The following is a 21,456-nucleotide window of genomic DNA, read 5'->3' on the forward strand; positions in this document are numbered from 1 at the left end:
GAACTAGCCCCCTAAAAGCGGCGCTCGAATTGCACCGAAAGACGCGACTCGCCCGCAAAGTCTGTGGAGCCGCGAATTACGGTGTCGTCGTTGAGGCGATAGTCCAAATTGAGACGGGTGGTGTTGTTAATTTCCGAGATGATCTGAGCGATCGAAACAGAGAGGTTGTTATTCAGGTCAATGCCCGCTTCAATGCCGAGGCCCAGGGCGGTGGCTCGATCGTTCCGGTTGTTGTCGCCCCGGGGCCGGGCGGTGACGGTGGTGGGATAAATCCGAAAATCCGTCAGCCCGATCGCGCTGGCAATGTTGGTTTGAATGTTGTTGAGCAACCCAGCGCCGGCCAAGTTAGCCAGCACCACGGCACCACCACTGCGATCGTCAAAGGTGTTGATTAGACTGCCACCAATCAGGGCCAAAATTTGCGCCTCGCTGCGGGCGGGCCGACTGGTGAGGCGAATTTGATCGAGCAGTTGGCTGGCGCGGCCTTGGACGGTGGCCTTGATCCGAACGGTGCGAGCGGAACCCATGGATCCAACCACACTTTCTCGAATTTCGGCGGGATTGAAGCCACTGGTATTGTCCGTTTGCAGGGGGTTGCGGCTGGAGTCGGGCACAAAGGCCACCATCTTCACATCCAGGTAAGGATCCAGACCCGATCGGGGGCGAAATTCCGCAAATTGGGGTTCGCCGCGCTCCAGGGTAAATTGCGTTGTGAACAGGTTAATTAAGCCCCGTTGCAGTCGAATGCGGCCACTGGGACGCGGATCGGCTAAGGTTCCGTTCAGCTCCAATCCCCCCTCCGCCAGGAAATTCAGGACAGGCAATTTCAAAATTTGCAAACCCCGGCCCAAGTTCACTTGCAGGTTTTGGAAGCGCGGGGTGATCCCCACCGTGGCGGCATTGGGCGTGCTGGCCATCAGGGCCGCCGGATCCGTGGGCAAGATCACCCGACCATTGACCAGGCCCAGGCTGCCGCCGACGATCGGCTTGAGAGCCGTGCCCGTGATGCTGATTTGGCCGTTCACGCCTCCTTCGTAGAGATCCCGCACATTAAGCTGCAATTGATCCAAAGCCACGTTCAGGGGGGAATCATTGGGCCCTAGGGCTTTGGTGTCGGCAATCGGCAAGATGCCCGCTAGGCGAATTTGTCCCTGGCCAAAGGCTCCGTTGATGCCGTTCACCACCAGTCGATCGCCCGTGAAGGTGGCCTGGCCGTTGATGTTGGTGATGGTTTGGGAGAGACCCTGCAACCCGATCGCCGCGTTGGCAAACTGGGCCTCTCCGGTGGCCTGGGGTTGGGCCAAGGTTCCGCCCACACTCAGCCGCACGCGCCCTTGGCCGCCCAGCCATTGAAATTGTGGAATCAGCAAGCTCGCCAACCCCAATTCCTTATCTTCCAATTCGGCATTCAGGCGCAGGCTGTCGTTGTCGGGTTCCACCTTGGCGAAGGGGAGCTTTTGGGGAATGCTGCCGGTGATCGCGATCGGGTCTTTGTCTTGGCTGCCTTGCACCGCCACGGCACTGCTGAAATTCAGCCGCGCTTGGGCATAGCTAAAGTTGCTGGTGGCTGTTTCGATCGGGGTGTTGTTCAGTTTGCCGCTGTTGAGCACCACCTGCCCCACGGCCCTTGGATCGTCGATCGTGCCGGCCAGGGCTGCCGTGATATTCACCCGGCCGCTGAGGCGGGGCAAACCGGTGCGACCGTAAAGTTCACGGACTTGGGGAATATTTTCCAGGGATTCGGCGGGAAAGTTGGTGAGCTGAAATTGACCCGATTGGGTTTTGCCAATTTGCCCCGCAAAGGCCAGCAGGATATCGTTGCGGCGAAATTCCAAGGGGGCCAGGGTGAGGGTGTTGTCTTGGAAGTCGCCGCGAATATCCACCTGATCCGCATTCAGGGCCACTTGAGCCAGGCTACAGGCCTCTTCCGGTAACCAACTCCAGTCGCGACCCGAGAGATTGAACTTGGCGGCAATGCCCGTTTGCACGCTGCCATTGAAGGTGAGATTGGCCCCAAATCCGCCCCGGATTCGATCGAGATTGGCGATCGGGCTGGCATTGCAGCGATCGGCGATCGACTGGTTCAGCAGGGCCTTGATTTCCGCTAACTTCCGCAACTGCTGGGAAAGGGGTTGGTCAGCCATTTCCACCGCCAAGGGAGCCACCTGGGCAGCGGCGGCATAGGTGGGCGGCCGCAGGTTTTTGGCCCATTGGGCCGCGGATTCAAAATCCGTTAGTTGCAGGATCCGAATCAGGGTTTCCAGCTTGCCGTTGCGGGCTTGCACCTGGCCCTTGAAGCGCGGGTCAGCGGCCACCACCAACTCCGCCCCCACCAGATATTCACTGTCCCCTTGGGTCAATTTGCCATCGGTCAGTACGGCGCGGTTGTTGGCATACCCAAACAGGCCGGTGAATCGATCGCCAAAGGCCACTCCCACGCCCGGTTGTTCAGCGCTGATTTGACCCTGGGCGGTGAAGCGATCGAGGTTCAGGCGTGCTCGGGCGGCGATCGTCCCTCGGGGAATGCCTGCCGGTTCCGTGAGGGCCGCGGGCCAACGCAACCGCTCCAATTGCAAATTCGCCAGCTCGGCCAAGAAATCTCGCCCTTGGCGGCGGCCGGTGGCGGTGGCCCCTTGCCATTGCAGATCTAAGCCGGTGGGTAGAAATTGTCGATCGAGCCGCAGGGCCAGGCGATCGGACTCGCCCCGCAGGTCGATCGACAATCCCCGATGCAAGCTCACGTCCACGGGCCCACTCATCAGCAGGTTAAAGTTTGCGCCCGCCGCTTCCAACCCCACCAAGTTGGCCGTCCCGATCGCCCGTAAACCAGCTAGAGGGCCATTAATCTGGCCGGTAAAATTCGCCCGCCCCGCCAACAGGGGCCGATCGCGAAACGCATCCCGCACCCCGGCCGGAATTAGATTGGGAACCAAACCGGGCAGGGGTTCCAAATTGACGTTTTGCACCGCCACTTGCAAATCCAAGTGGCGGAGGGTGGGCAAGCCGGCCAGTTGTGGGGGAATGTTGGGAAACAAAGACCCTTCAGCCCGCAACCCGGGCCCCACAGCCCGATCGAGCCGAATCGCTTGCCCATCCCAACGGGCCGCAAAGTCGATCGGCAGCCGTTGGTTGAGGTAGTTGGCTTGGGCAACGGTTAACAAACTGGAGCGATCGCCCGGCCTCAGTTGCCCCGTCACTTGGGCCGCGATCGAAGCAGGATTGCGGGCCAGCAGGCCGGCCACGGTTCCTTGGGCCGTGACCTGGCTGCTGAGTTGTCCGGTGGCTTGGGGCACAATCCGCGCCAACTGAATGCCCGCCAATTGGGTTTGCAATTGCCAACGATCGCCCGTGGCCTGGGCGGCCCAATCCAGCTTGCCACCGGCTAAATTCTGCAAGTTGCCCGCCGCCTGGACAGCCAAACCCGTCAAGGGGCGATCTAAAGTGCCCCGAGCTTGGGCTGTGGCGGTCAATTGACCCGAGAGTTGCGGAATCACCCGCCCCACTTGCAGATTTTGCAGCCGGGCCGAACCGGCCCAAGCCCGATCGCGCAGTTGCACCGCCGTTGTGATTTGCCCGCCCAGCAGTTCCGTGCGGGCCTCCGTGTCCAGCGCGGTTAGGTTGCCGCGCGATCGCCCCGTGACGGAGACCGGCCCCGGATCCTGGGGTAAATTTAGGCCGTAGGCTTGGGCGATCGGGGCCAGGGGCAAATCCTGAACCCGCCAATCGGCCGACAGCCGATCGATGCCCAACCGATCCAAGGCCCCATTCGCCAACAGACGGGCCGAACCATCGGCGGTGATTGCCCCCCCGGCCGTTGGTTCAACTCTCAGCCGATCGAGCCGGGCCGCCAGGGGAAAGGCCCGCACTAACCGACTTTGCCAATTTTCAAACAGGCGAAGGGGCGAATTTTTGGGCGGTTCCGATTCTTGGCCGATCGCGGAGAAATTGCCCTGAACGCGCCGAAAGGCCAGGCGATCGACCCGTAAGCCGCCCACCGAGACGAAATTGCCGGTAATTTGCGGGCGATCGAGCGTTCCCCTTAGCCTGGCATTCACCTCCACCGGCCCCACGATCGGGAGAGGCAAGGTCTGATCGAGCGTGGTTGCCAGATCCGCCGGCCGCAATGCCTCCGCCCGCAACGTCACATCATATTTAGCCTCTAGGGTGGTTTTGAGGGGATTTTGCAGATTCAACACCGTTCCCGAAAAATCCACCGGCCCATTCGCGATCGCCTGCAAGGATCCATATTGACCTTGGGCCTGATCCAGCGTCACGACGGGCCCCCGCAACCGCAACCGCCCCGTGGCCAGGGCCATGGGCTTGGGCACGAGGGGGCTGGTGATGCGCCAATCTCGCAGTTGCAGCGTGCCCTGAAGCGCCGGAATGCTTTTTCCCAATTGATATCGCCCATCGGCCACCCCATCCACCCGTCCCCGCTCGATCGTCATCGGAGCGGGCATGGCCTGGGCCAATCCGGTCACATCCAGGTTTTGCAGGCGCGATCGCACCGCCAACTCCTGGGTCGGAATTTTGAACTCTCCTTTGAGGTCAAATTGTCCGGGCCGCACTTGCCCCACGGTTCCCAACACCGAAAACCGCGTTAATTCCGGCTGGCCAGCACGCCACTGCTCCAAATCCGCCGAACCGGAAGCCACAATCTTCACGGGCAACGGCGGGGTCGATCGCCGGGGCCGATTCACCAAGGCCGGCGCAGGCACCAAGGTCACCTGGGCATTTTGGAACTCAAAACGACTGGGACGCAGCTCAAAGGGCGGCTTAGGGCCCGACTTCAAGCGCACTTCAAATAAATTGCCGTCGTTGGTTTGCTCCACATACACCGACGGATCCCGAAAGGTAATCGCGATCGGGATGACGCGATCGCCTAGCAAATTGGGCAACTGGGCGATCGACCAAAAATCAAACCTCGCTTCAACCGCGCCCGCTTTCGCCTGATCAGGATCCTGTGCGGTGGGCAACAGGGCCGATTCCCCAAAGGTCAGCCCGCCCAAGGACAATCCCGTCAGGGGCCCCACCTTCACCGGCCGCATCAGGGCATCGCTGAGGGCCGCGGACAAAAAATCCGAAAATCGATAGTGCAGCCAATACCAACCAAACCCCAGCCCCCCGGCCACCAGCCCGATTGACCCCAAAACGGCCGCCCGTCCCACCCAACGCCACAGGGATCTTCGATTCCTTTGGGGACGGCGCGATCCGGGGGGGGATGGCTCAAGCTCGGAGGGCTGATCCGGCTCCCGATCGGGCAAATTTCCTGGCGACTGCATAGCTCTGAAACCCGGTGCAACTCCTCACCCCGTGCGAGCTAGCCATCAGCCCCGCTGCACGATTGTGCATATCATAGACGACTCATTTCGCTGGTCTTGTTGACTGTTCCAAGTTCTGGATTGCCCATGGGGTCTTGGTTGGCGATCGAGGGCTGGCCTTGGTTGGGCGCAACGGGGCGATCGGCGCGGCCTAGCTGGTTTTTTAGCCTTGTGGTTTAGCTTTGTGGTTTTGTATCGCAATTTATAGGCCACAATCATGATCATGGCGGCTGCTGGGCTGGTTTGCAGGGGCGATCGCGCCTGTTTGCGTTACAGTTGGTGCAATAAAGGCAAATTCTGAGTAGTTTAAGTAATTTGTAGAATTGTCATCTTAAGTAATTTATTAATTTAGAATTTCATTAAACAAATTTAGTCACTAAATCAACTTTTAAATTTGCTCAATAAATTTGGTGCTTTAAATGAATCTTGAATGGACTAACCTAATTGCACTCTTTGGGGTAATGACAATCCTAGCCACATTACCCAGCGTTAGTGTGTTCACGGTGGTAGCGGCAGCGGCGCAAGGGGGATTCCGGCCAGGTGTTTGGACAACGCTGGGCATTGTTTTGGGGGATTTATTGTTGATTTTGCTGGCGGTTTTTGGGTTGACTCTGTTGGTTGAATCGCTAGGCAGTGCTTTCGCCATCATTCGGTATTTGGGCGGCGCTTATTTGGTGACGATCGGCTGTTTGTTGTGGCGTTCAACGGGGCGATCGCCTATTGGTCATGACTCCTTGAGTAAGACGGAGGAATTGGAACCCGCTAAAACTATTTCTGTGCAGCCATCCAACTGGGGGCATTTCATCACCGGTTTAGCGATTACTTTGGGTGATCAAAAGGCTGTTTTGTTTTATTTAGGGTTCTTGCCAGCATTTGTTAATTTGAAGCAATTGACAACCTTGGATATTCTGATTCTGATGGCAATTGCGGCGTTGGCGGTGGGTGGCGTTAAATTGGGATATGCCTATTTTGCAAGTCGTGCGAGGTTGCGTTTTGGTCAACGGCTGGGGGTGATGATGAATCGGGTGGCGGCGGTGATCATGATTGTGGTGGGATGGGTGGTCATTTTTCGATCATAGTTTCAACCACCTGGGAGCAAGGGGCTTAAGCCCCTTGTCTTGATTGATCGGTAGCCCTTATTTTTATCGATCAATCGAATGATTTGAGTGATCATCACTCAGATCAACAGCAGATCAATTTTTGCTTTTTCGATATCCTAGATACAGCCTTTACCTAAAATAATTGGCACGCCATATCACAGATACCATGAAGCAACGGCTCGGTGGGCAGTGCCCACCCTACGGGCTACTATGCTTAGTAATCGAGATAAGGGCTGTATTTGCTTAAAACTCGGTTGCTATAGGCTTTGAGAATTTAAACTTCTTTTCAAACAATTATGATGATTATGAAATAGGTTCCGAGGGAAGGTTTCATGGCGAAATTGGGCGGCACTTCTCGAAAATCGATCGGCTCACGGCCTGAAGCCGATCGGGTCGATCGCCCTGATTTGCCCCTTTCACCGGCCCATGAGCGGCTCCTGGCCCTGTGGCTCCATGGCAAAAGCCGCCACACCCGTCGCTATTACCAGCGGGAGGCCCTGCGGTTTTTGGCTTTTGTGGATTGCCCGATCGAGCAGGTGAGCGCCATTGATGTGCAGGGGTTTTTGGATGAGTTGGAGCGCGATCGACTGGCTCCGAGCAGCATGGGCCGCTCGATCGCGGCGATTAAATCCCTGCTGCGGTTTGCGCATCAAATGGGCCTGGCTCCCGACAATCCGGCGGTGGCTTTTAAAGTCCCCAGCACGAAAGACACCCTTTCAGAGCGGATTTTAAGTGAAGCTCAGGTACAAGAAATGCTGGCAGCAGAACCCCAGCCCCGAAATCGATTAATGTTGCGATTGCTCTATGCGGCCGGGGTGCGGGCTAGTGAGCTTTGTGGACTGTGTTGGCGAGATTTGCAACCCCGAGGGGATGGGGGCCAAGTGACGGTCTATGGCAAGGGCAACAAAACCCGCGCGGTGTTGCTGCCACCAACCCTTTGGCAAGAACTCCAGGCCTATCGCGAGTCGATCGAACCGTTGCCCCATCGCCAAGACCCGATTTTTCGGAGCCGCAAGGGGGGGCATCTGGATCCCTCGCAACTGATGCGAATTGTGCGATCGGCGGCCCAGCGAGTGGGCATTGAGGCCAATGTTTCGCCCCACTGGTTGCGCCACGCCCACGCCAGCCACAGCCTCGATCGGGGTGCGCCGATTCACCTGGTGCAAGCCACCCTGGGCCATGCCAGCATTGCCACCACGGGCCGCTATCTCCATGCCCGCCCCCAGGACAGTTCCGGGCGCTATCTGGATCTTTAAGGAGCTGGCCAAGCAGTTAGCAAATGAGTTAGCAAATGAGTTAGCAACAGCATTCTGCAAAATTCTGCAAAATTCCTGTCCATTGCATCCTTTCGGGAACCCGTGGCAAGATGGGGCTGATCTTTGGAGCCATTGGCCCGTGACTCGTGGGCGGCCGTCTGAGAAGCGATCGAGCACGATGCAAGACTGCGATCGATTAGGAGCAAAGCAAATGAAGACCACCACTTGGGCTACTGTGATCGGCTCGGCGATCGCCGCCACGGTTTTGAGCGTGGGTCCCGCCCTGGCCCAGTCGGCTGACTATGGCGATCGGGTCATTGTGCCGGGGCCAAACGACCCCTTGGGCAGCGGCACGGTACAAACCGGTACGCCCGGCAGTCGTTCATCGGCCGCCATTCCGATCACCACCATTCCCCAAGCCTTTGACGCAACGTTTTATCGCCACAACCCCCCAACCCAAACCGATCAAACGATTTGGGGACAGTTGCAAGTCATCCTAGGGCTGCCGTTCCCCGAAAAGGGCACTAATGCCGACAGCCGCAACATCAGCCGCCTGTATTACGAAGTGCTGCAACGCCAAAGCTTGTCGGATCCCTGGATTCGGACACAGGACTTGCCGAACCCTTACAACGGGTCGCTGCTGCAAATGCAACGATCGACCGGCGACGGCCAAAGCTCGCCCTAGGTTCGGTCACGAAATCGGTCACTCAACCCGATCACCCTGCCACTGTTCCAACACCCGCACCAACTGCTGGCTCACCTCGGCCGCGTAGGCTCGACTATCCAGGCAGCGCGGCGGCTGGGCCAAGGCTCGGGTCAGGTGCTGGCGAATTGATTGCCGCAGGGTTGGATCCGCCGCCAAACGCCCCGCCAGAGCCAGGTAATCTGCCTCTGAGCGGGCAACCCAATCCCCCAAACCCACATCGCGCAAAATGGCAGCCCCTTGGCGCGATCGAAACCAGTCGCTTTCGCGGGCCACCACCGGCAACCCCACCTCGATCGCATCCACAATGGAATTCGCCCCACCAAAGGGAAACGAATCGAGATAGATATCAGCCAGTTGCAACACCGCTTTCACATCGGCCCGGCTGGGCAGTTGGTCAAACACAATGGCTCGATCGGGATTGACCCCGTGGGCGGCCAAAGTTTCCCGCAAGCGCCGCCAAAATTGCACCTTGGGATAGTTGCGCTTCCAACTGGCTCCAAAGGGACAAAGCAAGAGATAACTATCAGGAAACTGGGCCAGCAGTTTCGCCCAAGTTTCCCGTTGTTCGGGGATAGTTTTATATAAATTGGCTCCCGAAACAAAGGCGATCGCCCCCCCAGGAATCCCCACACTGGCCCGATCGATGACCAATCGCGGTTCGGCGGCTTCCAAGGAATAGTCAAAACAGTGGGCCGGCCCCGACACACAGAGCAATTTTTCCTGATAATGGGCGGCGGCGCTGGCGGTTTCCGTGAGCTGACCCGACAGGTAGTAATCCATATGGGTCATGCCGCTGGTGACGGGGGAAGAGACGGAATGGATTTGCACCCGCGCCAACCGATGGGCCCCAATCATCAACACCCGATGTAGGGAATTGGTGACGATCGTGGCCACCAACAGCAAATCCAAATCATCTTCCCGAATTCGGGCCACCTGTTGTTTTAAATCACCCACCAGCGGCACGATCGCATCTTCCGATCGGCGTTGTTGATAGGCATCCAGCAGATCTGGATCGCGATCAATGACATACAAAATCACTTCAAACCGATCGCGATCGAGCCACTCAAACACCGGAAAGGTTGTGAAGGTTTCCGGGTGGGATAAATAGTTGGTTTTCAGAATTCCGAGTCGAATCTTGGGGCGATCGGGCGGTCGGGGTGCAAAATCATATTCCAACTGATGGCCCGCTAACCGCAGGGAAAATTCCAAAATCGCGGCCCGTTTGGCAAAGGTCGATCGCAAATTTCGATCGCAAAAATAAAGCGGGACAAGGTTCGCCAAATTGCTAAACGTCAGGGCGATTTTTTGCCATTGTGCCGATTGTGGATAGCGGAAAATTTGTTCATGTAAATAGTCCACCAGGGTGATGGTGAAGTTGGCATAGCGATCAACCTCGCCCAATTCTCGAAAAAAGCAGGGAAAGGCCAAGCAATAGTCAAAAAAGGGTTCGATCGCCCAAGGCGGCAGTTGTAACCCATGCAGATCGGGCAACCAGGTTTCGGCCCGTTGATAGAGGGCGATCGCCCAAACCGCTTGGAGGCGGGGAGCTGGCCAAGTGGCGGCCAATTCCCGCTCGATCGGCTCCAGCCACTGGCGTTCCTCGGGGGTCAAGGCTTCATAGCGCAAGTTGCAATCCCAAAGGGCCGCTTGGGCGGCGCGGCCGGTTTCCCATTGGGTCGCCATGGCTGCGTCCGGCGTGGCCAACCACTGTTCCGCCAATTGACGACGCAGATCCCGCAATTGGGCCAGGGGTTCCGGCGCAAAGGGCTGACGATCCCAATGATCCAGGGCTTGTTCGATCGCCTCTAGCAGCGCAGTCATGGGCAACCCATCTAAGCGGAATAGTCCGCGATCGCGAAGATATAAACCCCATGGAGGGTCAAGGCTCCCAACCAGCCCAGGGTGACCCAAACGGCCCAAGGATCACTCGCCCGGTTCAGGGTTTCAAAAAACCACAGACCCGAGTTACTGGCGGCAAAAATCGCCACGTGGGTCGCAAAGGTCATCCGATCGTCGAGTTTGCGATATTCAGGATCGGCGCGATCGGGTTCACGGGGCCAACGGGGAGGCATAGGACAGTTACCGGGTTGCGATTTGGGACGGAAAACCGGTTCTCATTCTGCCATGGTCTGCCGGGGCGATCGCGGTTGGGGTGAATCAACGGTCGGCTGTAACTGGTTGAGGGGGCGATCGCGATTGGGTTGAGGCTATGGTGGGTGGCAAGGCGATCCAGTGCGGGGGAAATGGGCCATGCGTGGACTCTGGTTGGGCGGGTTGGTGTGGCTGTTGGGCGCAATCCCCGCGATCGCCCTGCCCCAGCCGGTTCGATCGGCACAACCCGCCCAGTCGCCTACGGATTTGCCCTCCAAACCAGCGGCCGATCGGCTGTTGCAACAGGGAATTCAACAATACCGAACCGGTCAGTTTCGGGCGGCCCTTCAGTCCTGGGAAGCCGCACTACAGATTTATCGCGCTCTTCGGTCTCAGAGCGGGGAAGCAGCGGCCCTCGGTAATTTGGGCAATGCCTATAATGCTTTGGGTCAATACCAACGCGCCATTGAGTATCACGAGCAGTCCCTAGCGCTCGATCGCCAACGGGGCAATCTCCAGGGAGTCGCCCAGTCGATCCATAACCTGGGCAATGCTTATCAATCCCTCGGAGACTATCAGCGCACCATTACCTATTACGAACAATCCCTGGCGATCGAGCGTCAATTGGGCAATCGATCCGGTCTGGCCGATTCCCTCGGCAGTTTGGGCAATGTCTATAACCGTTTGGGACAATATCAACGCGCCATTACCTATTATGAACAAGCCCTAGAAATTGACCGCGCGAATGGCAATCAACAAGGAATTTCTGCAACTCTGGGAAGTTTGGGATTAGCCTACCAATCCTTGGGAAGCTATCAGCGTGCCCTTGATTATTATGAGCAATCGTTAGTCCTCAATCGCCAATTGAGTGATCGCCAGGGAGAAGCCATCTCACTCGGTAGTCTTGGCACTATTTACAATTTGCTGGGTCAATATCAGCGATCGATCAATTATCAAGAACAAGCCCTGGCGATTAAGCGCCAAATTGGCGATCGCAACGGAGAAGCTATTTCTCTGAGTAATCTTGGTCAAATCTACAATTCCCTGGGTCAGCAGCAACGATCGATCAATTATCAAGAACAAGCCCTGGCGATTAAGCGCGAAATTGGCGATCGCAGCGGAGAAGCCATTTCTCTGAATCATTTAGGCAATATCTATAACAATCTGGGTCAGCATCAGCAAGCGATTAATTATTACGAGCAAGCCTTAGCCATTCAGCGGGCGATCGGTGATCGAGAAAGTGAAGCCGTGGTTTTGAGCAGCTTGGGCAACAGTTACCACGACCTCGGGCAATATCAACGCGCCATTACCTATCACGAACAATCCCTAGCGATTAAACGCAAAATTGGCAACCAAGCAGGAGCCGCTTACTCCCTGACTGTCCTCGGAATGGCTTACCACGCTCTTAATCAATATCAGCGTGCCATTGAATATTACGAACAGTCCTTGGCGATCGCCCGCTCCATTGGCGATCGCGAGGTGGCAGCCATGACATTCAGCAATCTTGGTCTTGCCAATTTCTATACCAATCGATTGGCAGAATCCGCCAAAGCGTTGCAGTCCAGCTTAGATCTGTTGGAAGCAATTCAAGCTGATTTGGGTCAGAACGATCGCGATCGCACCTCGCTGCTGGAAACCCAACAAAATGTTTATCAAGCTTTGCAACAAACCTTGATCGCCATGAATCAAACGACTGAAGGGGTTGTCGTTGCCGATCGCGGTCGGGCCCGATCGCTGCTGTCTTTTTTGCAATCCAATTCCACATCCCAAAATTCATCTCTTACGGCTGCTGAAATGCAGTCGATCGCCCAACAGCAAAAGGGCACAATTATTCACTATTCCGCCGTTTGGGGAGAGCTATATATTTGGGTGATTCCGCCTCAGGGGGCGATCGCCTTTCGGAAAGTTCCCTTACCCGAATCCGCAAAAGGTCTGGGTCAAACGGCGGAAGCTTTGCGAAACAGTGCGGTTACCCTGCGGTTAATCAGTATGCGGGGCAATGATCAAGGCCTGAGTGATCTTGCTAATCAATTACGAGGAACGGGCAACGAACAGATCACTGAAAATCCCACGGATTTACGACAAGGCTATGACCTGTTGATCAAGCCGATCGCTGATTTATTACCCACAGAAACGGGCAGCAAATTGATCATCATTCCCCACCGTGAATTGGCGGTGGTTCCCTTTGCGGCCCTACGGGATGAGTCGGGCAAATTTTTGATCGATCGCCACACTCTGGCCTTTGCGCCTTCGGTGTCGGTGTTGGCGGAAGCGGCCCGCCGTCCCCAAACCAGCAACGGCCCGGCGCTGATTGTGGGCAATCCTGATCCGATGCCGGACAATTTGAACCCGTTGCAGGGCGCAGAGGCGGAGGCCCGGGCGATCGCCCAAACCCTGAATGCTACGCCTTTAATTGGGGCCCAAGCCACCGAATCGAAGGTGAAAGAACGGATCGATCGCGCGGGTCTGCTGCATTTTGCGACCCATGGGGTTGTGCCCAGAACGGCCGATGGCGGGTTGGAAAGTTGGTTGGCTCTGGTTCCCGGCGGCAATGAGGACGGGCGATTGACGATCGCGGAAATTTTCGATCGCAATTTGCAAGCGCGGCTGGCGGTGCTGAGTGCTTGCGACACGGGCCGAGGAACCGTCAGCGGTGAAGGGGTGGTCGGTTTGGCACGGGCGTTTTTCAAGGCCGGTGTGCCGACGGTGGTGGCGAGTCTCTGGAAAGTGCCGGATGAACCCACGGCGCTGATGATGCAAGCGTTCTATGCAGAGCGAGCAGCGGGCAGTGATCCGGCGGTGGCGTTGCGATCGGCCATGTTGCAGGTGCGGGAGCAATATCCCGGGCCCCAAAACTGGGCGGCCTTCGTGGCGATCGGGGATACGAACTAACCCTGAATCATGGCTGCATCATTGCTGCCAAATCAGTCATGACTGATGATCCTGATCAAGGTGATCGCTCAATTTGGAATGAGGCTCACCGTAACCTTCTAGGTAGGCGGGATTTGTTGATAGGTCTTCAGGCCCATCAACAACACCCACAAATGGTTGAAAAGCATCCCAAGCTGATTGCGTTTCTGATGATTGGGCTTGAGCCGATCGCCGCCCCAATGATCGCACCAGTTGCCAGATCAACATCAGCCGATCGCGCCAGGACAGTTGTTCGGCTTGCTCACTTAAAGATTTCCACGTCACCATGATCGATCGCGCCTCGTCGGGGCTGGTGAAACTGCTGATTGCATTATGGATCGATCGCCCCGCCGTCCAATCGGCCGTATGATGATTGGCTTGGGGTGTTTTCGCCACAGTTAGCTGATCGCGCTCGCAACCCGAAACCCGAGCCAGATCGATCGCGCGACCTTCACTCGCCCCAGCCCTTTCAACCCCCACGCAACAAGCAAGGAAACTGACATCGTGACTCGCACGAACCTGGATTTTTTGGCCGAATCCGATCCCCTCGTGGCCGAAATTATCGGTCTCGAGTTACAGCGCCAGCGCGACCACCTGGAACTGATTGCCAGCGAAAACTTCACCTCGGCGGCGGTGATGGCGGCCCAAGGCTCGGTGCTGACCAACAAATATGCGGAAGGCCTGCCCGCCAAGCGCTACTACGGCGGCTGTGAATTCGTCGATCGGGTGGAGCAGTTGGCGATCGATCGCGTGAAGGAACTGTTCGGCGCGGCTTGGGCCAACGTGCAACCCCACTCGGGCGCGCAAGCCAACTTCGCCGTGTTCCTGACCCTGCTGCAACCGGGCGACACGATCATGGGCATGGACTTGTCCCATGGTGGCCACTTGACCCACGGTTCGCCGGTAAATGTGTCCGGTAAGTGGTTCAACGTGGTGCAGTACGGCGTAAGCCCCGAAACCGAGCAACTGGACTTTGATCTGATTCGCAAGCTGGCGATCGAACACAAGCCCAAGCTGATTATCTGTGGCTATTCCGCCTATCCTCGGACGATCGACTTTGCCCAATTCCGGGCGATCGCCGATGAAGTAGGCGCATACCTGATGGCCGACATCGCCCACATCGCCGGGTTGGTGGCTGCTGGCCTGCATCCCAACCCCCTGCCTTATTGCGATGTGGTGACCACCACCACCCACAAGACCCTGCGCGGCCCTCGCGGTGGTTTGATTCTGTGCCGTGATGAGGAGTTGGGCAAGAAGTTTGATAAATCGGTGTTCCCCGGCAGCCAAGGCGGCCCCTTGGAGCATGTGATCGCTGCCAAGGCTGTGGCCTTTGGGGAAGCCCTGCGCCCGGATTTCAAAACCTACGCTGCCCAGGTGATTGCCAATGCCCAGGCCATGGGTGCTCAGTTGCAGGCGCGTGGCCTGAAGCTGGTGTCTGACGGCACGGATAACCACTTGGTGCTGGTGGATCTGCGCTCGATCGAAATGACCGGCAAGGAAGCCGATCGCCTGTTGGGTGAAATCAACATCACCGCCAACAAAAACACCGTGCCCTTCGATCCCCAATCGCCCTTTGTGACTAGCGGCATCCGGTTGGGTTCGCCGGCCATGACCACACGCGGCATGGGCGCAGCGGAGTTCACGGAAATCGGTGACATCATCGCCGAGCGGCTGATCAACGCCGCTGATGCGTCGGTGGAAGAAGCCTGCCGCGATCGGGTGGCGGCCCTGTGCGATCGCTTCCCGCTCTATCCCCACCTGCGGGTGGCACTGCCAGCCCTGGCGTAGAAGCTACCTGCAAAGAGTTAGGCAGCACTTGCCAAACACCCGCAGTTGCGGGGGGGGGCAAAGGGTTTGAGACTCTTGTCTTCGTTTGTCTTCGTTAATTGGTTGAGCAAGTCGCGCATCAATCTTAGTTTTTTTGAAAGGGGCAAGGCCAAAGGCCTGCCCTTTTTCTTGGGAATTTTTGGGGTTTGATTGAATATTTTTAAATCCATAGATTCTAAAAATTCTAACTTTTTAAGCTTTTAGTTCTTGGCTTTTCCTTAACAGCTTGGTAACTGCTAAAAATTTTCTAAAAGATTTAGAAATTCAAGATCTCAAAACGAGTTGATTTTGGATTTTTTGAAAAAGACAATTTAGAGAATTAAGGTTTCTTAAGGGCAAAAGATCCCAAAAGTTAATCAAAATCCAGTTTTCACTTAACCCTGTCTTTACTGAAGAAACCTAGCGTAAATAGCGTCTATGGCTCTTTGCGGAAGCCGACATGGTGGATGTTGGTTTCTTGGCAAATGGGTCTCGTGCGTCGCTGAATTTATGAGCTTGGCTAGGTTTGCATTGGCCTCAGTTTGCATGGCTGTTCTGAATCCCGTCGCGATCGGGCCTTGGAACTTTGGGAGCGGATTGACTTTGATTGATCAGCCGGCCCTGGCCAACCCCCCCAGCCTAACTCTCGAATTGCCGATTTATACCCTGACCGAACAGCGCGATTTAGTGGCCCAAGCCGAACGGATGGCTCAAGCGGCGATCGCGCGGGAATTTCAGCAAAAACCGGCCCTTTCGATGGTTCAGGTTGTGGTGTTGGGCAATCGCCATGGAAATTTAGTGCCCATTTTGACGGTGAGTGTTACCCGATCGCAGTGGCAACAAAACCCACGGGTCAGCGCCTGGACGCAGTATTATGCGTCCGGTCGCTTGCTGCAACGGCCGGATCCTCAGCCAGCGGAGCCGCCCGATTCTGTGGTGGCGGCGCAACCGGCTAACCCAACGCAGTCGGGGCAACCGGAAACGGGCCCTCGGGGTGTGGGTGGTCGCGGCGCAACCATTGATCAGGCTTGGGATACGGGTCAAATGACACGATCGCAAGCTCAGGACTATCTCAGCGACCTCGATTAGGACAGCGGCGAAGACAGCGGCCTCAGCCCCTTCATCAGCCTGTTTCCACCACTTGCATCGCCAGGACTAGGAGAAGACCCGTGATTCACGACAACGGCATCAGCAATCGATCGAACAACCGCCCCTTTGAAGACATTTTGCGCGCCCGCTTGTCCCGCCGAAACCTCTTGGCCCGCAGCGCCATGTTGGGAGCCAGCGGCTTTCTAGCGGCCTTGGCTGGCGATAAACTGCTGGCCCAAGGAGCCGCAGCGGCCACGGGAGCCAACCCCGAAGCCGGTCTGGCCGGTGGGGAATTGTTGGCCCAAGCGCGGAAATTGGTGGACTTCCCGATCGTCCCTGCTGCGGCAGGCTCGGGCCCGGTGCCGGCCATCTCCTCTGCCTATGAGTACGACATTTTGATTCCTTGGGGCAGCCCCTTGCAGGGCCCCGGCCAAGGCCCCAACTACAATGGGGATCCCAACCGTCGCCCCAGCTCGGCCGAACAGGCCCAGCAAATCGGCATTGGCCACGATGGGATGTGGTATTTCCCGTTGGATCAAGGCAATGACAATGGGATGTTGGCCATTAACCACGAATACGGAACCAACAGCCACGTCATTGGCAAAAACTTGCCCACCAGCCTGGAAGATGTGCGGGTTTCACAGCACGCCCATGGGGTTTCGGTGGTGGAAATTCGGCGGGTGCGGGGAGCCAAGTGGCAAGCAGTGCCCAGCCCCCGATCGCGCCGGATCCATGTGAACACCCCCGTCACCTTCAGCGGCCCCGCTGCCAACAGCCCCCTGCTGCGCACCGCTGCCGGTAACCCGCCCTTGGGAACCCTGAACAACTGCGCCAACGGTAAAACCCCTTGGGGCACTTACCTGACCTGCGAAGAAAACTTCAACGGCTACTTTGGCGACAGCACCTACAACGCCCAAACCAAAACGGGCACTTGGAAAACGACCAACGCCCAAAAGCGCTACGGCTTTGCGGCGGCTGGTGCTGGGTATGGCTGGGAACTGTTTGACAAGCGTTTTGACTTGGCCAGCGCTGAACATGCCAATGAAGAAAACCGCTTCGGTTGGGTAGTGGAAATTGACCCCATGAACCCCAACCAAACCCCCGTCAAGCGCACCGCCTTGGGTCGGATTAAGCATGAAGGGGCTGAAGTGGTGGAAGGTCGCGGCGGCCGGATTGTGGTCTACATGGGCGACGACGAGCGCTTTGACTACATCTACAAGTTCGTTTCGGCGGACAACTGGCGATCGATGCGGGCCCGTGGGGTCAGCCCCTTGGACGAAGGCAAGCTCTATGTGGCCAAGTTCAATGACAACGGCACGGGCAGTTGGCTGGAGCTAAACATCAGCAACCCGGCCCTGCGCGGCAAATTCAGCGATCAGGCGGAAGTGTTGACCTATGCCCGCTTGGCGGCGGATGCCCTGGGAGCAACGCCGATGGATCGCCCCGAGTGGATTACGGCTGCGGCGAATGGACGGGTTTATTGCACCCTGACCAACAACACCCAGCGCAAAGACACGCAGGTGAATGCGGCGAATCCCTTGGGCCCCAACCCCGATGGCCACATCATCAGTTGGCGCGACAGCGATGATTACACGGGCACTAGCTTCACTTGGGATATTTTCATCCTGGCGAAGGACACCCACGGCAACGGCGATGAGCGCACGTTCAGCAGCCCCGATGGTCTGTGGGCGGATCCCGATGGCCGTCTGTTCATTGAAACCGATGGTGCTCAGAAGAAGGGCCTGAATGATCAGTTGTTGGTGGCCAATCTGGAAACGGGTGATATTCGCCGCCTGTTGACGGGGGTTACGGACTGTGAGGTGACGGGCATTACGGTTACGCCCGATCGCCGCACGATGTTTGTGAATCTGCAACACCCTGGGGATGGGAACCCGGCGAAGACCAATTTCCCAGCGCCCCAAGGTAGCGGTCGGATTCCTCGCGATTGCACGCTGGTGATTCGCAAGAAGGACGGCGGCATCATTGGTTCGTAGGCTGGTGAATTCGTCAGTTTCTAAGTTCCAATTGGGTTCTTAGGTGTAGGGGGCGATCGATTCCCGATCGCCCCCTGTCATTGCAACCCACCACGAGACGCTCAAGACCGCCAAACAAGCTGTTGATGAACCCTCACAGCGCGATCGCCTGGTAATTTCCGGTGCGATCGCGCTGTTGTTATGCTGGCGATGGCGCTTGTTTTTGAGGTTGGTTCATGGCCGATCCCGCATCTTTTGGTGTTTCTCAGGTTGTTCCTCAGGTTTGTCTCGATCGCTTCAATGAGGCAGCCCGGTTGGCCGGCGAAGGAGACATTGCCAGCGCCCTTGCCCAATATGAAGCGGTGTTTGCAGACCTGGGCAACCAACCTTCCGGGGTGGTGACCGGACCATTTTTGGCGCTGGTGGAACTGCGCAAGGCCTATTGCCTAATGAGCCTGCGGAACTATGCAGCGGCTCAGGCAATTTTCCAATCACTCGATCGGGGTATGGCCGGGCAGTTGGAAACGGCGGAAATTTTTGATTTCTATCTGGCCTATGGCAATACGTTGGGGCATTTGTCTTTGCTGGAGGAAGCGATCGATCGCTTTGCCCATGCCATGAACGTGGCCACGGAATATTTACGGGATGCCGAGCGATTTCGTACAGTTTGGTATTGGGTTTTGTATTGGGAAAAATATCACGGCGCTTGGGAGGCGCTGGATGAGCATTGCGCCGATGTGAATGGTTTTGGGCTAGAAAACCAGGATCCGCAATTGCAAATTATGGCGCTGGAGTTTCGGTGTTATGCCGATCGGGCGTTGGGACGATTGGCGGCGGCCCGGCAAGGGGCGGAGGGAATTTTGGCTTGGAAACAGCAAACTCAGGCGGATCCTGCTGAAATTGCCCAATGGGAAGCGTTTTTAGCGTCGCTGGTTCAACCCGATTAACAACTGTTGATTAACCTCTCTGTTGGTGTTGTTCGTTAATGTTGCTTCCCGTTGGTGCGGTGGTTGCTCGGTTTCCCCTCTTGGAGTCGTTGCAAATATTCCCAACCCCGCTGGGGCCAGACCCGATCGCGCCCGGTGCGTTCGGCAATCCATTGGGCCACCTTGGGCCCCGACCAAGGGCCCCCGTCGGGAGCCGGTTGATCCAGCAATTGCGCTAATTCCTGTTGTTGCTCCGTGGTCAGGAGCGATCGAGCCGATCGATGGCGTTGGCTGGGTCGCCGGTCGATCGCATTGGGGCCCAGTTGGTTATAGCGACGAACCAACTCCTTGGCATAGTCATAGCTCAAGTCCACCACTCGGGCCGCTTGGGTAATGGTCCAGCCTTGGGCAATTAAATAGAGCAGGTGCCATCGGCGGGCCTCGGTGGCTTCCTTGGCTTGACGGTAGCGATCGCGCAGGCGATCGAGGCTGAGATGGGGGTTCAGCGTGACGCGCGGCGGCATAGGAACGACCTGGGATCGTCAATCAAGCGATCAAAAAACAGCAAATCAGGGGGCCAAGCGATTGACCTGAGCCAGCACAACCACCCTGGGCTTGCGGTGTCTAGCCAAGGCCCGGCGGTCGTATCCCCACTTTGCTCTTCTGGCTGGCAGGGTCGAATCCGGACGCTTTTGATTCACCCGACCCGATCGCCCCGATCGACGCACCCTAGGGGGCCAATCGCTGCCAAGCCAACCGGGCCGCTCCGGCCATGCCTGCCTGATTGCCCAATTCCGCCACCACAATTTGCAATCCTTCCCGGGAGGAGGGCAGCACCCGCCGGTTCACTTCCGCTTCCATGGCTGGGAAAAACCACTGGGCCCCGGCGCTGATGCCACCGCCAATCACCACGGCTTCGGGCGTGAAAATGTAGATTAGGCTGGCTAATCCGGCTCCCAAGTCTCGGCCGTAGGCGGCCCAAAAGGCGATCGCCTCCAGATCGCCCGCCGCGGCCTTGGCCGCCACCTGGTGAGGTTCCAGACCCGTGCGCCGTCGCACCGCTTGCACGGAGGTGTATTGCTCCAATGATCCTTGATTGCCGCTGTTGCAAGGGGGCCCGTCGGGATTGAGGGTAATCAGACCCAATTCCCCGGCGGCTCCGGTGCGGCCCGCGAATAGTTCGCCCCCCAAAATGACGGCTCCGCCTACGCCCGTGCCCAGGGTCAACACCAGCAGGTCTTGGAATTGGCGACCAGCCCCTAACCAGGCTTCTCCTAAGCCAGCACAGTTGGCATCGTTGGCCAAAATGGTCGATCGGCCCGTGGCCGCTTCCATCCAATCGGCTAAGGGCACATCGCGCCAGCCTTCTAGGTTGATGGCAACTCGGGCAATCCGGCCGGCCGCGTCGGCGGGGCCCGGCGTGCCAATCCCGATCGCGATCGCTCCTCGATCGGGGTCGAGTTGCTGAATGGCGGCGGCGATCACCTCCGTAACTGCTGTGGGTGTGGCCGGCTGGGGAGTATCAATCACCAACGAAGCCAAGCAATCACCCGTGGCCGTATATCGTCCCAACTTGATGGCCGTGCCGCCCAAATCTACCCCGATTACCGTTGCCAAACCCATGACTCTGTACCAAAACTCCGCCGCGCTATTTTGGCATCTCGGTTAGCGGCGCGATCGGGTCAAAAGCTTGGGCAACGGTCAGCAACCCCAAAAAGGGCGGCAATTAGCCATCTTAATGCAAGATTAGTTTAGTAATCTTGCATTAAGATGGCTAAATTGGGGGTCGAAACCCCATTACGTGACCCAAACCCTTCGATGGCGACTCCAACCGCTTCTAGACCCCAAAATCGTTGGCTATTGGCCGGCATTCTGGGGATACTCACGGCCCTCGGGTTGGGAACCAAGCGCTATCACGGCCCCTTGGAAAATTGGGTGCAACATCATCTGGGCGATGTGTTGGTGATGATTTTTCTGATTGGGGTGGCCCGTTGGCTGTGGCCCCGGCGATCGGCTGGGGTGCTCAGTGCTTGGGTGATGGCGATCGCGATCGGGATTGAACTACTGCAACTGTGGCATCCACCGATGTTGCAAGCGATTCGTGCCACCTTTCTGGGGCAAATTATTTTTGGTAGCTATTTCGATTGGTGGGATTTTGTCCACTACGGCCTTGGGGCCTTGCTGGGCTATGGGGGGTTGCGGTGGCTCGATCGCTGGGGCCAGGAACAACCCCAAGTGGCCCCGCCCGATCGCCCCTCGATCGATCAGTGACGAGTAA

At 57.3% G+C, this 21,456-nt stretch carries 15 protein-coding genes; 9 read left to right on the top strand and 6 right to left on the bottom strand.

Annotated features, from left to right (window positions below; translation table 11 throughout):
• Positions 1–11: 11 nt before the first annotated feature.
• The gene (locus ACZA91_RS17005) at positions 12–5,282 is read right to left on the bottom strand and encodes a translocation/assembly module TamB domain-containing protein (RefSeq protein WP_463183613.1); all 5,271 of its coding nucleotides are present in this window, start codon (positions 5,280–5,282) and stop codon (positions 12–14) included.
• Positions 5,283–5,782: 500 nt separating this feature from the next.
• Between ACZA91_RS17005 and ACZA91_RS17010 the strand changes: the two genes are divergently transcribed.
• From ACZA91_RS17010 to ACZA91_RS17020, 3 genes are all read left to right on the top strand, one after another.
• The gene (locus ACZA91_RS17010) at positions 5,783–6,400 is read left to right on the top strand and encodes a LysE family translocator (RefSeq protein ID WP_463183615.1); all 618 of its coding nucleotides are present in this window, start codon (positions 5,783–5,785) and stop codon (positions 6,398–6,400) included.
• A gap of 353 nt (positions 6,401–6,753) precedes the next feature.
• Positions 6,754–7,677, top strand: a complete 924-nt coding sequence (locus ACZA91_RS17015; protein WP_190355410.1) for a tyrosine-type recombinase/integrase — start codon at positions 6,754–6,756, stop codon at positions 7,675–7,677.
• Positions 7,678–7,816: 139 nt separating this feature from the next.
• A complete protein-coding gene (locus ACZA91_RS17020) occupies positions 7,817–8,362 on the top strand; it encodes a hypothetical protein (protein ID WP_190527223.1) in 546 nt (181 codons plus the stop codon).
• Between the two features lie 18 nt (positions 8,363–8,380).
• Here the strand turns inward: ACZA91_RS17020 and ACZA91_RS17025 are convergent, their stop codons facing one another.
• Both ACZA91_RS17025 and ACZA91_RS17030 read right to left on the bottom strand, forming a co-directional pair.
• Positions 8,381–10,204, bottom strand: coding sequence for an O-linked N-acetylglucosamine transferase, SPINDLY family protein (locus tag ACZA91_RS17025; RefSeq protein WP_463183618.1), 1,824 nt, complete (start codon positions 10,202–10,204; stop codon positions 8,381–8,383).
• Between the two features lie 11 nt (positions 10,205–10,215).
• Positions 10,216–10,455, bottom strand: a complete 240-nt coding sequence (locus ACZA91_RS17030; RefSeq protein ID WP_099534230.1) for a 2TM domain-containing protein — start codon at positions 10,453–10,455, stop codon at positions 10,216–10,218.
• A 178-nt stretch (positions 10,456–10,633) separates the two neighbouring features.
• Between ACZA91_RS17030 and ACZA91_RS17035 the strand changes: the two genes are divergently transcribed.
• Positions 10,634–13,366 carry a CHAT domain-containing tetratricopeptide repeat protein gene (locus tag ACZA91_RS17035; protein ID WP_463183621.1) on the top strand — a complete coding sequence of 911 codons (2,733 nt, stop codon included), beginning with the start codon at positions 10,634–10,636 and terminating at the stop codon, positions 13,364–13,366.
• A gap of 36 nt (positions 13,367–13,402) precedes the next feature.
• Here the strand turns inward: ACZA91_RS17035 and ACZA91_RS17040 are convergent, their stop codons facing one another.
• Entirely contained in the window at positions 13,403–13,780 is a 378-nt protein-coding gene (locus ACZA91_RS17040) for a hypothetical protein (protein ID WP_463183623.1), read from the bottom strand.
• 108 nt (positions 13,781–13,888) lie between these two features.
• Between ACZA91_RS17040 and glyA the strand changes: the two genes are divergently transcribed.
• The 4 genes from glyA (at position 13,889) to ACZA91_RS17060 (ending at position 19,199) form a co-directional block, all read left to right on the top strand.
• Positions 13,889–15,172 (top strand): serine hydroxymethyltransferase, encoded by a 1,284-nt coding sequence (glyA, locus tag ACZA91_RS17045; protein WP_463183625.1) that lies wholly within the window; start codon positions 13,889–13,891, stop codon positions 15,170–15,172.
• Positions 15,173–15,736: 564 nt separating this feature from the next.
• Complete coding sequence (locus ACZA91_RS17050; protein ID WP_463183627.1) at positions 15,737–16,279, top strand: hypothetical protein; 543 nt, start codon at positions 15,737–15,739, stop codon at positions 16,277–16,279.
• An 80-nt stretch (positions 16,280–16,359) separates the two neighbouring features.
• The gene (locus ACZA91_RS17055) at positions 16,360–18,273 is read left to right on the top strand and encodes an alkaline phosphatase PhoX (RefSeq protein WP_190533476.1); all 1,914 of its coding nucleotides are present in this window, start codon (positions 16,360–16,362) and stop codon (positions 18,271–18,273) included.
• Between the two features lie 215 nt (positions 18,274–18,488).
• Positions 18,489–19,199: a hypothetical protein gene (locus ACZA91_RS17060; protein WP_190355422.1), complete on the top strand. Its 711-nt coding sequence runs from the start codon at positions 18,489–18,491 to the stop codon at positions 19,197–19,199.
• 35 nt (positions 19,200–19,234) lie between these two features.
• Here ACZA91_RS17060 and ACZA91_RS17065 read toward each other — a convergent pair whose 3' ends face one another.
• Together ACZA91_RS17065 and ACZA91_RS17070 are read right to left on the bottom strand one after the other, a co-directional pair.
• Entirely contained in the window at positions 19,235–19,702 is a 468-nt protein-coding gene (locus tag ACZA91_RS17065; RefSeq protein ID WP_099534218.1) for a helix-turn-helix domain-containing protein, read from the bottom strand.
• Positions 19,703–19,907: 205 nt separating this feature from the next.
• Positions 19,908–20,801, bottom strand: a complete 894-nt coding sequence (locus ACZA91_RS17070; protein WP_463183632.1) for an ROK family protein — start codon at positions 20,799–20,801, stop codon at positions 19,908–19,910.
• 195 nt (positions 20,802–20,996) lie between these two features.
• On the opposite strand from ACZA91_RS17070, the gene ACZA91_RS17075 reads away from it, so the two are divergent.
• Positions 20,997–21,449: a ribosomal maturation YjgA family protein gene (locus ACZA91_RS17075; protein ID WP_463183635.1), complete on the top strand. Its 453-nt coding sequence runs from the start codon at positions 20,997–20,999 to the stop codon at positions 21,447–21,449.
• The last annotated feature ends 7 nt before the right edge of the window (positions 21,450–21,456 follow it).

This window comes from Limnothrix sp. CMB-01 (genome assembly GCF_055193175.1).

What these genes read in the sequence shown, in the direction of transcription:
- ACZA91_RS17075 (WP_463183635.1), top strand. Translation starts at nt 20,997, where the DNA reads ATGGCGACTCCAACCGCTTCTAGACCCCAAAATCGTTGGCTATTGGCC.
- ACZA91_RS17035 (WP_463183621.1), top strand. Translation starts at nt 10,634, where the DNA reads ATGCGTGGACTCTGGTTGGGCGGGTTGGTGTGGCTGTTGGGCGCAATC.
- ACZA91_RS17060 (WP_190355422.1), top strand. Translation starts at nt 18,489, where the DNA reads ATGGCCGATCCCGCATCTTTTGGTGTTTCTCAGGTTGTTCCTCAGGTT.
- ACZA91_RS17025 (WP_463183618.1), bottom strand. Translation starts at nt 10,204, where the DNA reads ATGACTGCGCTGCTAGAGGCGATCGAACAAGCCCTGGATCATTGGGAT.
- ACZA91_RS17015 (WP_190355410.1), top strand. Translation starts at nt 6,754, where the DNA reads ATGGCGAAATTGGGCGGCACTTCTCGAAAATCGATCGGCTCACGGCCT.
- ACZA91_RS17070 (WP_463183632.1), bottom strand. Translation starts at nt 20,801, where the DNA reads ATGGGTTTGGCAACGGTAATCGGGGTAGATTTGGGCGGCACGGCCATC.
- ACZA91_RS17030 (WP_099534230.1), bottom strand. Translation starts at nt 10,455, where the DNA reads ATGCCTCCCCGTTGGCCCCGTGAACCCGATCGCGCCGATCCTGAATAT.
- ACZA91_RS17010 (WP_463183615.1), top strand. Translation starts at nt 5,783, where the DNA reads ATGACAATCCTAGCCACATTACCCAGCGTTAGTGTGTTCACGGTGGTA.
- ACZA91_RS17065 (WP_099534218.1), bottom strand. Translation starts at nt 19,702, where the DNA reads ATGCCGCCGCGCGTCACGCTGAACCCCCATCTCAGCCTCGATCGCCTG.
- ACZA91_RS17005 (WP_463183613.1), bottom strand. Translation starts at nt 5,282, where the DNA reads ATGCAGTCGCCAGGAAATTTGCCCGATCGGGAGCCGGATCAGCCCTCC.
- ACZA91_RS17050 (WP_463183627.1), top strand. Translation starts at nt 15,737, where the DNA reads ATGGCTGTTCTGAATCCCGTCGCGATCGGGCCTTGGAACTTTGGGAGC.